Below are 15279 nucleotides of genomic sequence, written 5' to 3' on the forward strand. Positions count from 1 at the left end.
GCGCACGCACCGCAGTGATGAGAGAGGCTTAACGGTATGAACGATCGGCAGCAGGACAGGCCCGAGGGAATCGACGAGGCGCCGGATGTCATCTTCCGGATGCAGCCCGCCGATCCGGCGGGTCCCTCCGATGCGACGTCGCCGGACAGCCCGACATCGGACGTACCGCCCGCCGACTCCGGACCCGAACAGACCCCGCCCGCCGAACAGTCGGTCGAGGCGCAGTCGACCGAGCTCGTCCACACCATCGCGCGCGAGCTCGCGATCGCCGGCCCGGACGGCTGGCGCAGGCTGGAGGCGATCTTCTCGATCACCGTCGCGGGCGGGGTGATGTACGCGCTGTACTTCGACGAGGGCGATCGCGTCGTCCGGACCGAACCCGCCGACGAGATCGTGCAATTGGCCCGCACCCACCGCGAGGTATCGGCCCAATTGGGTGACGGCCCGTGGTTGCGGCTGGTGCTGCGGCTCGATGTCACCGGACATCTCGAGGCCGATTACGACTACGGCGACGAGCCGCTGCCCGACGATCAGTTGCTGATCCCCGAGGCGTATCGCGCGGATCTGGAGGCATATCCGCGCGACCGGCTGCCGGTCTGGCTGGCCGCCTATGTCGGCCATGACAATCGGCAGTGGCGTTCCCCGCAGCAGGCCGGTGAGCGGGCGCGCGCGGACCGCGACGCCGGGATCGCGCCGGTGCGTTCGACCGATGACTTCCCGGTGCTGCCGGTGCTGTGGGCGCGCTGGGCCACGATCGCGGCGGCCTTCGTCGCGGTCGGATCGGAATGGGGTCCGCGAATCCTGCCCGCGCTCGGCGTTTTCGAGGGTTCCGCGCGCAGTGGCGCCACGCTGTACGTGCTGCCCGGCGGTCGCGCGGTGCTGTCCGGCGGGGTGTGGAACGCCCCGGAGCTGGACGAGGCGTACAACGGCGGGGCCGAGCTGCCGAATCTGTATGCGGGCGCGCCGGAATGGGTTGCCAATCAGGTGCTGAACCCGCGCGCGGCGCGCGGTCTGCTCTCGTACTGCTACTGGTGGGATCGCGGTGGCTGGTATCGCGCCGAGGCGTCACCCGCCTCCGACCAGATCAGCGCGGCCGTGCCCGGAGTGTGGACCGCCGAGACCGTGACCGATGTGCTGTGCGGGGTGATCAGCGCCGATCCCACCGCTGAACAGCGTTCCGCCGCAGCCAATCTGGTGGCGGCCGCCGAGGCGGGCGTGGTCACCCGCAATACCCTGGCCGCGCTGTTCACCGATCCCGCCGACGATCTCGACGGCGCGCTCTATCAGCTGTCGCTGGCGGGCCTGGTGACCGCGGTCCCCGAGCCGATCACGCAGCAGCGCGCCATCGAGCGGGTGCGCGAGTACATCCTCGGCCTCGACATCGATATCTCGCGTTATCCGGTGGACGAGCTGGTCGCCGAGCGGCTCGCGGTCGGCTGGATGGTGTTCGTGCCCACCCGCCCGGGCGAAATCGCCATCGGCCGAGCCATTTTCTATATCGCCGACGACGGGGTGATCGAGCAGTCCTCCTCGTCGGTGGCGCCGTCGATCTATGCGGAGGGCTTCGAACAGCGCTTCCACCAGCGCCGGACGAGTGCGGCGGCGGACTTTCCGGTGCAATAAGGAGGGGTGAATCATGGGAGAGCCGTGGGAGAACCTGCGCGACAGCGCGAACAGCGGTAGCTATCGAATCCAGGTGCCGGACGGCATCATTCGATCGGCCGCGGTGTACGTCGCCGAGGCCATCACCGTGTTGCAGGCCGCGGCCGATCATCACGGGGGTGACTTCGGTGATATGACCAAGTTCACCGAGGGCACCGACCAGTCGACGGCCGGGTCCTTCTTCGGCACTCTCCCTTCGGGCATCCTGCTGGCCCAGGCGTTCACCGATAAGGCCGGTCACCTTCTGAACGACCTCGTTCCCGCCTATAAACAGGCCCTCGACGACCTCGGCGAGGCGCTGATCAAGGGCGGCCGTTTGATGCAGGACACCGATCAGTTCTCGGCCATCAAGACCGAGACCGCCAATGCCCCGCTGACCAAGGACAAACTCGATCAGATCACCCACAACCGCCAGCACCTGGAAACGGAGGGTGTGCACAAGGGGCAGTGGGTCGATGATTCTGTGCCGGTACCGAGTTGGGCGAACACCGATCCGACGAAACCGGCGAAGGTGGTTCCCGACTCCAAATACAAGCCGGGTGATCCGGGTACGGAGACGGTCGATGTCGTCGTGGAACCCCCGGACAGTCTGGACTATCCCACCGCGATGAAACTGGGCGACTCGTTGAAGGGTAAGCCGGTGTTCATCGCGGATATGGGTGGCGCCTGGATGCGGATGGCCACCGGTGTATCCATGGCCTTCACCGATCTGCAGAACAACGTCGCCTCCCTCAAAACCCTTGGTTGGGAAGGGAAAAGCGCGGACGCGGCGAATGCGGCAATCGGCACGCTGGTGGGGCGGGCGAGCCAATTGGCCGATGCGATGACCTATATCGGGCAGCTTCTGGTGGACGCGTCGGGCTGGACAGCGGGCACGGTGTACAAGATGCCGGACAATCCGAATCCCTCGGCCGATGAACGAACCCAGAAGACGAATCTGGCGAATGCCGCCTTCGATATATTCTATCGGCCGGGTGTCACGGAGGCGACCGTCCAGCCGCAACTGGTCCCGCCGACCGGTATCGCGGGTCTCCCCTCCAATGGGCCGTCACCCGGCGGGACATCCCCGGGCGGGGACTCGCCCGGCGGGACGTCTCCCGGTGGAAACTCGCCTGGCGGTAACTCTCCCGGCGGAACGTCCCCGGGGGGAAACTCGCCCGGCGGAAACTCTCCCGGAGGCTCCGGCAAGCCCGGTCCCGACGGCCTCACCCCCCAGCAGCGTAAGCAGCAGCAGGAACAGAACCAGCAGCAGGAGAAGGACCGCAAGGACGATATCGCGCGGCAGGACGAGCAGCGTAAGGAAGATCAGCAGCGGCAGGACCAACAGCGCAAGGACGATCAGCAGCGCCAGGACCAACAGCGCAAAGAAGATCAGCAGCGCCAGGACCAGCAGCAGCAACAACAGCAACAACAGCAGAGCACGTCGCAGATGCAGCAGATGCTGCAACAGGGCATGCAATTCGCGCAGCAGGCAGTTCAACAGGGCCTGCAACTCGCCCAGCAGGTCGATCCGAACAAGTTCGCCACGGCCGCCGGGCTGCCGCCGCTGCCCGATCTCGACGAGGCATTGGACGACGCCCTGGGCGGCAGTGGCTCCGGCGGCGGGGGCGGCGGCGGAATCGGCGGCGTGAAGGGCGGAATCGGCGTCGGCACAGGCAGTTCCGGACCGCGCGAGGTATTGCAGGCGTCGCGATTGTTCCCGCGGGCGTCGGTCACCGCCGAATCCGAGGGCATCGCCACCGGCCGCGCCGGCCTCGCCGCGACCACGGGCGGAATGGGCAGTCCGGGCGGTATGGGTCCCGCCGCACACGGCGCCGGAAATCAGAACAACAAGGATCGCAAACGCGCCGAATTCCTCGATTCCGTCGAATACCTGGAAGAGGCGCTCGGCATACCGCCGGTCGTCGCGAAACCCGTTGTGGAGAAATGAATCGAACCTGGAAGCTCAGCGGCTTCGAGTTCTACATCCTCTGGCGCGACGCCACCGGCGAGCGTCTGCCGTGGCCGTTCTTCTATACGAACAGAATGCCCACGGAGGTCGAATTCGAGCGGCTGCGGTCAGAAGCGCGTGCGCGACTTCGGAATACGCTCGATCCCGATTTCGGTCACGTCATGGCGGCGCTGACCGAACCGGATCTGTGGATTGCGGTCAATGGCTGGGACGACCGGAATCCGGAGGGGCCGCAGGGATTGGTGCGGTTGTTCGCGGCCCGGCGCGACGACCGCGGCTATCTGGTCACGCAATGGACCGGTGAAACCTATTACGACGCGGCCGGTTTCACTATTGTCGAGGGTGATGCGGTAGCGCTGGCCGATGCGGTCGCCGCCGCGTTACCGGAGGAGAGGCCGGGGCGGCTGCCGGATGTGATGCTGCCGGAGCGGGACGGTTCGGCCGAACTGGACTACTCGGTCGGTCTGTCGACGGTGCACGACTCCTTCGACGAGACGGTCGCCGAACGCGCGGGGCATTTCCTGGACGCGGTCGCGGCGTGCACGGGCAGCATCGACATCGTCCAGGGCCGTTCGGTATTCGGTCCGCGCGGGCTGACCCGGCACCGGCTGCACTGGCGCGATCTGGTCGACGACGGCCGGTACCTGATCGACGATCAGCATCCGCCGGTGGCGACCTCGGCCGACCGGCGGCGGACGACCGCGCTGATCAACGCCCGAGTCGCCGAGGTCGTGCGCGCCATCAAGGACGAACGCCGATGAGTACGTGCCGAGTACTCTGACCGATACTGCGCACGCCGTTGGAGAAGGGGAGCCGGATGAATCAGGAACCGATCGCGCCGGCCGAATGGACCGCCAGTTCACGCAGCGGCGCCATCACGGTGCGCACCACGGAACAGGGTCTGCCCCTCGGGATTTCGGTCGAGCCCGGGGAGTTGCGGCGCGATCCGTGGGAGCTGGCGGCCGATATCGTGCGGCTGTGTAAACAGTCCGCCAATCGCGCCGCGCTGGCGCGGCGCGCGGAGTTCGAGCAGGCCGGGGTGGACCCGCGCACGCTGCGGCTGATGGGCCTGCCGACCATCGACGAGGTGGCCCGGCAGGAGGAGCTCGAGCAGGAGGAATACGAGACCGAGCCGGAGAGCTGGCTGCGCTCGGTGTGAAAGGGGCCCGCCGTGTACGAAACGATGGACGAGCTGGAGGACAGCGTCCGCCGACGGCTGTATCGAATGCGCGATCTCGGCGATCGGATGGCCGGGGTCCGCGCGCGCGAGACCTCGCCCGACGAGATGATCACCGTTGAAGTGGATGGGAACGGTGCGTTACTGAGTCTCGAACTCTCCGAGTCGATTTCCCGTTTGTCGCCGGGGGAATTCGAAAGTGTCCTGGTAGCTACCACCATGGCCGCGGCCCGCCGGGCCTTCACCGAACGCGCCGACCTGATCAACGAGTTCAACGACGAGATGCGCGAAGCATAACTCCGGCATAACTTTACATGCACTTAGGCATTGCCCACCGATCCTGGGGCTCGGTATCCGTAGCGCGATCGCGGGATGTCTGCCTACGATGAGTCCGGATCAATTGCCTTAATGGATCGGGGTTTTCGATGGACGTCGTAGCCGCTACGCCTGATGCGATTCGTCAATACGGGAACGCCGCGGCGGCCATGGCCTCGACCGTGGCCACCGTGGGCAGTGTGGATCAGGGCGCGACCATGGCCGCGGCGGTGCCGGTCTTCGGGCTCATCGGCCAGGACTTCCTGCTGTCGTTCGCCGGTGCGCAGGCCAACCACCTGTCCTCGGTGGCCGAACTGGCGGCCGTGCACGCCGGTACGGCGCTGACCGCCTATGAGGGCGCCGCGACCTATCAGTCGGCCGATGACGCCTCCGCGGCGAATCTGGGTGCGGCGATCACCGACGAACGATGAACGCGCCGCTGGATCCGTCGATCATGGATCTGCTGCGCGGCAGTTCCATGGCGCCGATGTTGGATCAACCGATCGATCAGGTGCTGCGCAGTCTGGGACTGCCTGCCCTGCCGCAGATTCCGCCCGCGCCGCCGCTGCCCGGTATGCCGGTCATGCCGGTCATCGATATCGGCGTACTGGCCAAACCGTTGACCGATCTGGCCTCCGCCTTCGGCACGGGCCAGTTCCCCGGCGCGCACGCGCCTGCCCCGGCACCCGCGCCCGCCCCCGCACCGCCGGGTCCCGGCGCACCGAAAGTGCAAGGCGCCCCGGTCAATTCACAGGCCGCCGCGGCACCCGCGCCGGCGCCGGGATCCCCGCCGGTTGTGGATCCGACTCAGGCTCTGCAGGCCATCTCCACCGGCCTGCAGACCGCGATGCAGCTCGGTATGTCCGCGCTGCAGATGGTCATGCAGCTGTGGCAGGGCCAGGGCGCGCAGGAGGCCTCCGCCAAAGCGGGTCAGGCACAAGGGGATGCGGGTAATCTGGTCACCCAGAGTGCGCAGCAGAAGATGATCCTCGGCGAGGGCGCCACCTCGGTGGCGACCGGCGGCGTCCTGATGACCGGCGTAATCGGCAAGTTCACCACCACCGCCGCGCTCACCGCGCCGTTCCTCGGCACGCCGCCCGGCGCGGCCTTCATGGTGGAGTCGGCGATCGAGAGCATCACCGAGGGGCTGGCCGTGATCGGCAAGACCCGCGGTGAGATGACCGTGCACTCGGGCAATATGACCCGCGCGGGCACCAAGGTGAAGGTGACCGACGCGCCCAGCGGTGTGAAGCAGATGGATCTGCAGCAGCTGATGCAGATGATCCAGCCGCTGGCCCAGGCCGCCACGTCCGGTGCCCAGTCCACGGCGAAGCTGGCCCCGTCGAACACCTGGCTGAGCGCGCCGACACCGACGGCCGAATCCACCGGTAACGACGCTATTCTCGATCGCCAGTCGGCCACTCACGGTGGCGGCGTGGGAGTTTCGGGCGGCGGTGGCGGCACAGATGCGGTCGGCGGCGGATTCACGCCTACCGCAACGCCGTTGAGCCCGTTCACCGGCACCCGGGTCGCGAGCGGCACCGGTGTGCTGTCCAGCGTCCCGGGCGGTGCGCCCGGAAACGTCACTGCCACAGGCGGTCCCATCTCGGTGACGCCCACCTCGGCGGCCTCGACCGCCGCCACGAGTCCGGGCGGCATGATGCCGCCGATGGGCGCGGCACTGAGCGGCGCGCGCTCGGCGAGCGACTCCGGCGATAACACTCCGAATCTGGTCACCGATTCCCATGGTGACGAGGTCATCGGCACGATCGAGGGCGTCTCGGTGCCCGTGGTCGGTGCGGCCGGGCGGGTGAACGAGATACCGCCCGATAAGGAATTGACGCTATAGCTGAGCGATAGCTCTATCCAAGGGATTGTGAGGTTGTCATGGCCGAGACTGCGAACTTCGCGGGTGTGTACTTCGACCCGGCGGCGGCCACCGACGCGGCGACGCGTCTGGATGCCCTGGCCCAGCGTCTGGAAGACGAACTGCGCCGAAACCACTCGACATTGACCGTCCCGGCGGCCGGCGCCGATGAGGTGTCCGGGCGCGCGGCGCAGACGATGAACGGCGTGGCGGACTCGTTCGTCGAGAGCGTGGGCGCGGGCATCCTCGAGCTGCGTAAGCTGGCGGCCTCGCTGCGTGCCCAGGTGAATCACGTCGGTCGCGTCGAGAGTGAAACCGCGGCCTCGCTCGGCGGCGGCGCGGTCTGAGCGAGCATTCGGGAACTACGGATATCGGCATGATCGAACCACCGCAGGCCGGATTCACCGGCGTCGTCTGGGAGGCGCGCGAGCCCGATAAGCTCGCCCGCGACCTCACCACCGGCGCCGGTTCGGTCGCCATGGCCGAAGCGGGCGGCGCATGGGCACGCCTGGCCGCGGGTCTCGGCGCGGCGGCGGTCGAATACGAGATCGTCCTCACCCAGCTGCGCGGGGCCTGGCAGTCCGGCGCGAGCGAGGACGTGCACGAGCGGATCACCGTCCTGCGGGATTGGTTGTCCGACACCGCCGGTGCGGCCGCGAACAACGCGGCGCGGGCCGAGGCGCAGGCCGCGGCCTACGAACTGGCCCGGATGACCATGCCCAATATCGCGGAAATCGTTGCGCTCCAAGATATTCAGCGCTCGATCGAGCAGTTCGGCGCGATGCTGGGCGCGCCCATCCGGGCCGTGGCCGCGGTGACCGATACCGATACCGATGCGGCCAAGGCCACCGCCTCCCGGGTCATGCGGACCTATGAGGCGGCGACCGAACCGCTCGCCCTGCCCTGGGCGCACGCCGACCCGCCGGTGCTGACCGCCGGGACCTCGCTGGCCGCCGAACAGACCGGCGGACCCGCGATCGAACCCGCAGCCGCGGCGACCGGCCTGCTCCCGATGCCGTTGCTGCCCAGCGGATTTCCGCCGGGCGGCTTCCCGATGCCCGCACCGGTCAAGACGGCCTACCGCGCCTCGCTCCCGGTGCAGACCACCCAGACCACCGAAGTGCCTGTCACCCAACAGGTGTCGACCTCCTCGCCGTACTCCTCCACCGCGCCCGGCGCGATGGGGCCCGCCGGGGCGGGCGGCGTATCGGCGCAGGGCGAGGAGGAGCATCGGGCGGGAATCGCGGTCGAGGGTGCGGATACCCTCGGGCTCGAGGGCGGAATCGTCAGCGCCCCCGCGGTTCTGGGCGCTCCCTCGGGTGAGTCGGCCGCCCCGCGCGGCACGACGGAGCCGGGAGCGGCCCGATGACGACCCTGACCAACGACGAGCTGTTCGCGGTGGCCGAGCGCATGGGCGTGCAGACTCTGCCGCTCGTGCTCGCCGTCGCCCCGGGCCACGAGTCGATCGACGAATGGCATGCGGCGCAGGAGCGGGCGGTCACCCGGCTGACCGATTCCGGCGTCCTCGACTCCTACGGCGAGGTCGAATCCGAGCTGGCGCTGGCGCTGCACGCGCTGACCCAGCCCGAGCGCGAGCTCGTCGCGCGAATCTTCGTGGCCGACAGCGATTCCGAGCGGCCGACCCGGACCGTGCGGGTCTGTGTCGTGCGCCGCGGCGAACAGCATGCCTTCGCGGTGCGCACCGGTGACAGCTACGACATCGCGCCGGTGTGGGCGGACGGCTCCGGTTCGGCACTGGCCCGGCCGATCCTGGCGGCGCTGGGCGCGTGCGCACCGGCGGAGGTGGCGAGTTTCAGTGCGCTGGCGCAGGAGCTGAGCGAACGCCTCGATGCCGCGGATTCCGCCTCTGAATACGCCGACACCCTCTACGCCCTCGGCGTGGCCGACCGCGACGCGACCGTGCTGGGGATGGCCTTCGCCGCTCCCCGGGCTTTCGCCGAGATCGTCGCCTACACCCACGACGACGGCATCACCACGAGATCTTCCGGTGCGGTCGTGGTCTACGACACCGACCGTGGCCGGATTGTCGCGGTTCCGGGGCCAGCCTCGGATCAGCGCATCTGGTCAACCATCACGCCGGGCACCGATCACCGGATCGCGCAGGCGATTTCGGCGCTGATCGAACTGTTGCCCGGGGGGAGGTGGCTGCCACCGTAACCAGCACCGATCCAGACGTGGTTTCCCCGTTCCGGTGGTGCCACACCGATGTCGAATTCAACAATCACACACGAAAGGTTCTGCAATGGCAGGCGAAGTTTTTCTTGATGCAGCTGGTGTACAGCGGGTCGAGTCCGATATGCAGAATTCGATCAACAACCTTCGCAACTTCGTGAAGGAGGTCGACGACGAAGTCCAGGCGATCAAGGGCAGCGGTTGGGACGGTAACGCCAACCAAGAGTTCACCAAGGCGTCGGGCGACTGGCAGGACGAGGCCACCCAGCTGAACAGCAAACTCAACCGGCTGCAGGATGCGGTCACCGCGGGTAAGGGCACCATCCAGAAGATGGACCAGGGCGGTCTGCACGGCGATGCCTCCGGTGGCGGCGGCGCGCCCCTCACCAACCTGTAATTCGCTGTTCGGCAGCGATACCCATAGTCGACCAAAGGATTAGAGCATGTCGATTCTGTACGATCCCTCCAAGATGAACCATCTGTCCGACGAGCTGAACCAGCACGCCGCCAATTTCCAGAAGGAAATCGACGCGCTGCAGACCGCCGCCGACAACTTCGAGAAGTCCCTGCACGGTGACCAGGCGATCGCCAACTTCAAGAAGGCGCACCAGGACACGCAGAGCGAACTGGAGGCTTCCAAGGCCAAGCTGAACCGCCTCGCCTCCGCGGTCGAGTCCGCGCTGCACCGCGCGCTCCACGCCGACGGCCAGGTCGGTGACGGCTTCGCCGGTTTCTGATCGCTTCGGATTCCGGACGAGCGGCCGGTCGGAGGAGACTCCGGCCGGCCGCTGTCGTATTCGCCGAATTATCGGGTGGCGACCAGGGATTCGCCGATGTACCGCATCTCGTCGGGCGTGGTGACCATATGCACGGTCGCGCTGTCGGCCGGGGTGCGCACGGTGATCATGTTGGGCGTAGCCGGATCCTGCAGCAGCGTGACATCGGCGTGGAACGGCACGGCCGGATCGTGCGGATCGTGCACATAGAGGATCGTCGCGCCGCCGGGCAGCGCGGTCGGGGCGATCCCGTCGAACACCACCACGGTGGTCTGCGGATAGGGTGCGCCGGGCTGTGCGGGCGGACTCGGCGGATGATGGCTGGCGCCCGCCGAGCGCGGGGCCAGTGAGAGTGCATGGGGCACATCGACTCCGGAGACCATCGTATGCCAGGCCTCGGGCCGCGCGGTGTGCACCACGGTCTGCGCGCCCAGCGCGATCGCGCGCAGCACCACCTGCTGTGCCAGATCGAGCGCGCCGATGACCTCCAGATGCCGGGTGCCCTCGCCGATCAACGGCACGGCGATGGCCCGGCCGGTACTGTCCGCGCCGATCAGCTGGCCGCAGCCCGCGGTGGGCACGGTGATATCGGCCAAAGCGTCCAGGGGGCCGCGGTTTTCGTCGACCTGAGCACGGCTGGGAGCGCCGATCGGCAGGGTGTCCACCAGGGCCCGCAGTTGCTGGCCGGGTAGCCGCCGCAGACCCGGCACGGGCGGTCCGTCGGGTGCGGCCGCGGTATCGAAGCGAACGACCGCGGTGAGCGCGATCGTCGCGGGCGCGTCGTCACGGCCGCCCGGGCGCGGATCGATCGGCCGCAGTCGCAGCGTGATGGTCGTCGACAGGCTCGCCGTCGCCCACAGCTCGCCGAAGCCCTGGGAGTTGATCAGCTCCTTGCCGATCGCATAGCTGGTGAGATGAATTCCCTCATGCTGCAATGACATCGGGGTCTCGGTGACCGCGTCCAGGGCGACGCCGCGCGCCATCTGGCGCACCGCGGAGTTGATCTCGCCCGCGGTCAGCACCGCGGTGGTGATATCGCGAGAGGCCAGCCGATTGGCGACGCGGCGGGTCGCGATGATCGCCGTGCGCAGCGCGCCGCCGCCCCCGCCGCCGCGATTGTCCACGGCCTCGGCATTGGCCAGCGGATCCAGCCGCAGCACCAGCCATACCGTGCGCCGCGCGATCGCGGGCAGCGGGCCGAGGATGCGGTCGTAGAGCCGGGCCACCGTCCCATTGCTCGCGGTGCGCGCGCCGGTGCTGATGATGTCGATCGAGGACAGCGTGATATCGAATTGGGTGAGGCTGCCCGCGATTTCGGTGAGCGGCAGCATCTGCTCGGTGCCGAGCGTGCTGGGGCGCAGGAAGGTCATGGTGTCCGGCGGGGGTTCGATCCGCAGCATGGTGACCACATGGTCGCCGTCCCAGCGCACGCCGTAGCTGCCGCCCTCGGGCAGCGGTACGTCGAAGGCCGCGGCCGGTTCGGCGCCCGGATCGTGCTGCAGCCGGTACCAGCGAAATGCCAACCCGGCGGCCATGATTCCGGCCAGCGAGCGGGGCGTCTTGCGGCGCACCGGACTCAGGCCGAGTAGCACGACCGCGACGCCTATTCCGGCGATCGCCGCCAGCGGCACATCGAAGACGGTCGCCACCCAGGTCGCCAGCGCGGCCAGCAGCAGCACCGGAATCACGACGGCCAGCGGGAAATCGCGGAAAAACCAGAAATCCCGATCGCGCAGCGCCGCCGGTGATCGTGCGGCTCGGCCCGGAATTGCGCCCTCCGGCGATCCCGGGGCCGTGGAAGTGGCGTCGCCATTCGGCGGGCCGGTGTACACGATCGCTTCTTCGACCACGGTTACCGGTCTTTCGCAGTGTTGTTCATGGTGACTCGCTGGAATACGTTACCTGTTTCGCTCGCGGGTGGCGGTCCGGCTCGGATACCGCATAGTCTTTTGCTGTCGCGACGAAAGACCCAGCGTTCGAGGGAGATCCGTGCCCGCACAGTTGACCACTCGGCAGCAGGTCAATGGCTACCGTTTCCTGTTGCGCAGGCTCGATCACGCCATGGTGCGCCGAGATGTGCGCATGTTGCACGATCCCATGCGTTCGCAGACCCGCTCGCTGGTCGTGGGTGCACTGCTGGGTCTGCTGCTGGTGGCCGGGTCCGCGATTCTGGCATTCCTGCGTCCGCAGGGGGCCATCGGGGATTCGCATATCGTGATGGGTAAGGACAGCGGCGCGCTCTATGTCGTGGTCAAGGATCAAAGCGGTAGCGGCGTACTGCATCCGGTGCTGAATCTGGCCTCGGCGCGGTTGATCAGCGGCACCGCCGAGACGCCGAAATCGGTGAAGGACGACAAGCTCGACTCGATGCCGCGCGGTCCGCTGCTCGGCATTCCCGGCGCGCCGGCCGCGCTGCCCGGTTCGGGGCAGGGCGGACGCTCGGACTGGACGCTGTGCGAGGCGGTGAAGCTCTCGGCCACCGGCACGCTCACCTCCGCGGCGAGCACCACGACCACCGTGCTGGCCGGTCGCCCGGAACTGGGTCAGCGGGCCCGCATCGCGGGTCCCGCCGAGGCGGTGCTGGTGCGCCACGCCGATAAGTCCTATCTGATCTACGACGGGAAGCGGGCCGAGATCGATCCCGGCAATTCGGTGGTCGCCCGCACCCTCGGCCTGACCGCGCGGGCGGCCCGCCCGGGCGGCACGGGCCTGCTCGACGCGGCCGTCTCGGTGCCGCCGCTCGCGCCGCCGACGATTCCGCAGGCCGGTGCGCCCGGCCCGGGGCGACTGTCGAATATCCCTGTCGGCGGCGTGATCTCGACCGCGGCGGTGGTGGGCGGTGCTCGTCCGGATCTGTTCGTGGTGCTGGCCGACGGGGTGCAGCGGATCGGACCGTTCACCGCACAGCTGATCCGCAACGCGGATTCGCATGGCATGAGCGAGATCAAGACGGTTCCGCCGGATGCGCTCGACGGCGTGCCCGTGGTCACCGATCTGCAGATCGCGCATTTCCCGACGGAGATCCCGAAGGTGATCACCGCCGAGGAGTCGCCGGTGGCGTGTGTGAGCTGGAGTAAGAGCGCGGGCACGATATCGCCGCAGCAGCCGCAGGCCGATCCGTCCGATCGCGCGGTGGTCTCGCTGCTGGTGGGTACCGGTCTGCCGCTGGCGGATTCGGCCAAGCCGGTCGATCTGGTGACGGCGACCGGCTCCGGCGATCACGTCGACAGCGTCTACGTGCGCCCGACCACCGGCGAATTCGTCCAGACCACCGGCATGGACGCCGGCAGCGTGCGCCGCGACAGCCTGTTCTACGTGGGCGACAACGGCATTCGCTACGGCATTCCGGACCTGAAAACCGCCCAGATCCTCGGCCTCGGCACCAGCCCGCACCTCGCCCCGTGGGCGATCGTGAGCCAACTGGTGCCCGGGCCGACGTTATCGCCGAAGGATGCGCTGGTCAGCTACGACACCCTGCCGACGAACCGCTGAGGTTCAGCCCCGGTTGCCGAGTCCCAGCGAGGCCAGGATGCCCTGCAGCGCGGTGCGCATATCCGGCTCCTCGATCCGCATCAGAACCGAATCGTCGACCGAGGTCAGATCGAGCGAATCGTCGTTGGCCAGGCGGAATTCGCGTTCCTCCTCGGCCGCCTCGATCACGTTGCGGATGAAGCGGCCGTTACCGGCGAGATCCACGCCGCGGCGTGGGGCGCCGCTCTGATCGGTGCTCTCCATGGCGTAGAGCCGGGTGCACGCCTCGACCAGCACCTGCTGGGCGGGATCGGACAGCTGCGAATCGCGTGCCGTGGCAATGACCTTGCCGATTCGGCCGAGCTCGTCGGGGGTGTAGGACGGGAACTGTAGCCGCTTGGCGAAACGCGATGCCAGACCGTCGTTGGCGGCCAGCAGCCGATCGATCTCGCCGTCGTATCCGGCGATGATCACCACCAGGCGATCGCGATCGTTCTCCATCCGGGCCAGCAGCGTGTCCACGGCCTCGCGGCCGAAGGCGTCGCCGCCGGACAGGCCCTGCTGGATCAGCGTGTACGCCTCGTCGATGAACAGCACGCCGTCGATGGCGCTATCGATCAGCTTATCGGTCTTGATCGCCGTGCTGCCGAGATGTTCGCCGACCAGATCCATGCGCTTGGCCTCGACGACCTTGTCGGTCTTGAGCAGGCCGACACCGCAGTAGATCTTGGCGACGACGCGGGCGATGGTCGTCTTACCGGTTCCGGGCGGACCGGTGAAGGCCAGATGCTGGCCACGCGGGGCGCTGGACAGGCCCTTCTCGGCGCGGATCTTGGCCAGCATCGCGGTCGATTGCAGCTTGGCCACCTGGGTTTTCACCGATTGCAGGCCGATCTGCCGTTCCAGTTCGGCGCGGGCGTCGTCGAGAATGCGCTTGGCCCGGTCCTGGGTTTCGGCCTGCTCCATCGCCTCGAGTGTCGGCGCGGATTCGGGATCCCAGCGGCCCGTGCGGGATTCGATCACCTCCTTGGAGGTGACCGTGAGCCGATAGGTGCGATCGCGCATGGCCTCGGTATTGGCGGTGAAATCCGGTGCCTGCGAATAGACCTTCTCGAACAGACCCTGGGCCTGATCCTCGGCGCCCGTCTCGCGCAGGCACAGCCCGCGGCAGAACATCGCGGTGGTGCGCGCGGCCGGAATCGGGCCGTGCTCGGCCAGTTCCATCCGGCGGATCGCCTCGCCGAACAGACCGAGTTGCGCACAGGCGGAACCGACCATGACATGCGCACCGGAGGCCATATAGGGATCGTCCCATTCGGCCGAACCCGCCAGCACGGTCATCACATCGGGCCAGCGCTGGGTGTTGTAGTGCAGGATGCCGCGCACATAGGCCGCGATGCGACCGTCGGCCACGCTCTCGGGGCCGCCGCCGGCCCGGCGCTGATATTCGGCGAGCTCGTCGAGGACCCGGATGGCCTCGTCGAATTCCTTGTCCGAGATGAGCTGGGCGGCCTGCGCCACCCAGATCTCGGTGTAGTTGGCCAGCGGATAGTCGATGTACAGACCGGTCATGAAGCGCCCGGCCAACTCTCGCGGTCGCAGGCCGAGGCGGCGCTGTTCGCGATACAGCGAGGAGGCGCTGGTCTTGTACAGGTTGAACAGCACCTCGCGAGTGGCCTCGCCGGCGGCCGCGCGGCCCAGCCACGCGTCGCACATCGTCGGATCCCATTCGGTTGCCCGCTGGAATGCCAGCTTGGCGTAGTCGAGATCGCGCGCCGATTCCTGCCCATCGATGGTCAGACCCAGCGAGAGAACTCCGGCGTCGAAGGCGCGCTGTGCTTGGCGGTTGCCGGTCATTGCTGTCGAT

The 15279-nt window shown here is 68.0% G+C and carries 15 protein-coding genes; 13 read left to right on the forward strand and 2 right to left on the reverse strand.

Features of this window, described 5'->3' with window-relative positions; translation table 11 throughout:
• The first annotated feature begins 36 nt into the window (after positions 1–36).
• The 12 genes from ACIA76_RS08435 to ACIA76_RS08490 all read left to right on the forward strand — a co-directional run bounded on the left by ACIA76_RS08435 (position 37) and on the right by ACIA76_RS08490 (position 9902).
• Positions 37–1623 (forward strand): hypothetical protein, encoded by a 1587-nt coding sequence (locus ACIA76_RS08435; protein WP_397149992.1) that lies wholly within the window; start codon positions 37–39, stop codon positions 1621–1623.
• A 13-nt stretch (positions 1624–1636) separates the two neighbouring features.
• Complete coding sequence (locus ACIA76_RS08440) at positions 1637–3592, forward strand: hypothetical protein (RefSeq protein ID WP_397149994.1); 1956 nt, start codon at positions 1637–1639, stop codon at positions 3590–3592.
• A complete protein-coding gene (locus ACIA76_RS08445) occupies positions 3589–4374 on the forward strand; it encodes an ESX secretion-associated protein EspG (protein WP_397149996.1) in 786 nt (261 codons plus the stop codon). The genes ACIA76_RS08440 and ACIA76_RS08445 overlap by 4 nt, the downstream gene beginning before the upstream one ends.
• A gap of 56 nt (positions 4375–4430) precedes the next feature.
• Entirely contained in the window at positions 4431–4772 is a 342-nt protein-coding gene (locus tag ACIA76_RS08450; RefSeq protein WP_397149998.1) for a hypothetical protein, read from the forward strand.
• Positions 4773–4784: 12 nt separating this feature from the next.
• Positions 4785–5087 carry a YbaB/EbfC family nucleoid-associated protein gene (locus ACIA76_RS08455; protein WP_397150000.1) on the forward strand — a complete coding sequence of 101 codons (303 nt, stop codon included), beginning with the start codon at positions 4785–4787 and terminating at the stop codon, positions 5085–5087.
• Between the two features lie 128 nt (positions 5088–5215).
• Complete coding sequence (locus ACIA76_RS08460; RefSeq protein WP_397150002.1) at positions 5216–5536, forward strand: type VII secretion target; 321 nt, start codon at positions 5216–5218, stop codon at positions 5534–5536.
• Positions 5533–6954 (forward strand): hypothetical protein, encoded by a 1422-nt coding sequence (locus ACIA76_RS08465; RefSeq protein ID WP_397150004.1) that lies wholly within the window; start codon positions 5533–5535, stop codon positions 6952–6954. The genes ACIA76_RS08460 and ACIA76_RS08465 overlap by 4 nt, the downstream gene beginning before the upstream one ends.
• Positions 6955–6992: 38 nt before the next feature.
• A complete protein-coding gene (locus tag ACIA76_RS08470; protein WP_397150006.1) occupies positions 6993–7319 on the forward strand; it encodes a PE domain-containing protein in 327 nt (108 codons plus the stop codon).
• A gap of 29 nt (positions 7320–7348) precedes the next feature.
• A complete protein-coding gene (locus ACIA76_RS08475) occupies positions 7349–8341 on the forward strand; it encodes a PPE domain-containing protein (RefSeq protein ID WP_397150008.1) in 993 nt (330 codons plus the stop codon).
• Positions 8338–9150: an ESX secretion-associated protein EspG gene (locus tag ACIA76_RS08480; RefSeq protein WP_397150010.1), complete on the forward strand. Its 813-nt coding sequence runs from the start codon at positions 8338–8340 to the stop codon at positions 9148–9150. Before ACIA76_RS08475 ends, ACIA76_RS08480 begins: the two co-directional genes overlap by 4 nt.
• An 85-nt stretch (positions 9151–9235) precedes the next feature.
• Entirely contained in the window at positions 9236–9562 is a 327-nt protein-coding gene (locus ACIA76_RS08485) for a WXG100 family type VII secretion target (RefSeq protein ID WP_397150012.1), read from the forward strand.
• A 46-nt stretch (positions 9563–9608) separates the two neighbouring features.
• Positions 9609–9902: a type VII secretion protein EsxR gene (locus ACIA76_RS08490; RefSeq protein ID WP_397150014.1), complete on the forward strand. Its 294-nt coding sequence runs from the start codon at positions 9609–9611 to the stop codon at positions 9900–9902.
• Between the two features lie 68 nt (positions 9903–9970).
• On the opposite strand, the gene eccE is transcribed toward ACIA76_RS08490, so the two are convergent.
• The gene (gene eccE / locus ACIA76_RS08495; protein WP_397150016.1) at positions 9971–11791 is read right to left on the reverse strand and encodes a type VII secretion protein EccE; all 1821 of its coding nucleotides are present in this window, start codon (positions 11789–11791) and stop codon (positions 9971–9973) included.
• 139 nt (positions 11792–11930) lie between these two features.
• On the opposite strand from eccE, the gene eccB reads away from it, so the two are divergent.
• Positions 11931–13433 (forward strand): type VII secretion protein EccB, encoded by a 1503-nt coding sequence (gene eccB, locus ACIA76_RS08500; RefSeq protein WP_397150018.1) that lies wholly within the window; start codon positions 11931–11933, stop codon positions 13431–13433.
• Between the two features lie 3 nt (positions 13434–13436).
• Here eccB and eccA read toward each other — a convergent pair whose 3' ends face one another.
• The gene (gene eccA, locus ACIA76_RS08505) at positions 13437–15269 is read right to left on the reverse strand and encodes a type VII secretion AAA-ATPase EccA (protein WP_397150020.1); all 1833 of its coding nucleotides are present in this window, start codon (positions 15267–15269) and stop codon (positions 13437–13439) included.
• Positions 15270–15279 lie beyond the last annotated feature (10 nt).

Origin of the sequence: Nocardia sp. NPDC051570 (assembly GCF_044454005.1) — a bacterium.
Taxonomy (GTDB): domain Bacteria; phylum Actinomycetota; class Actinomycetes; order Mycobacteriales; family Mycobacteriaceae; genus Nocardia.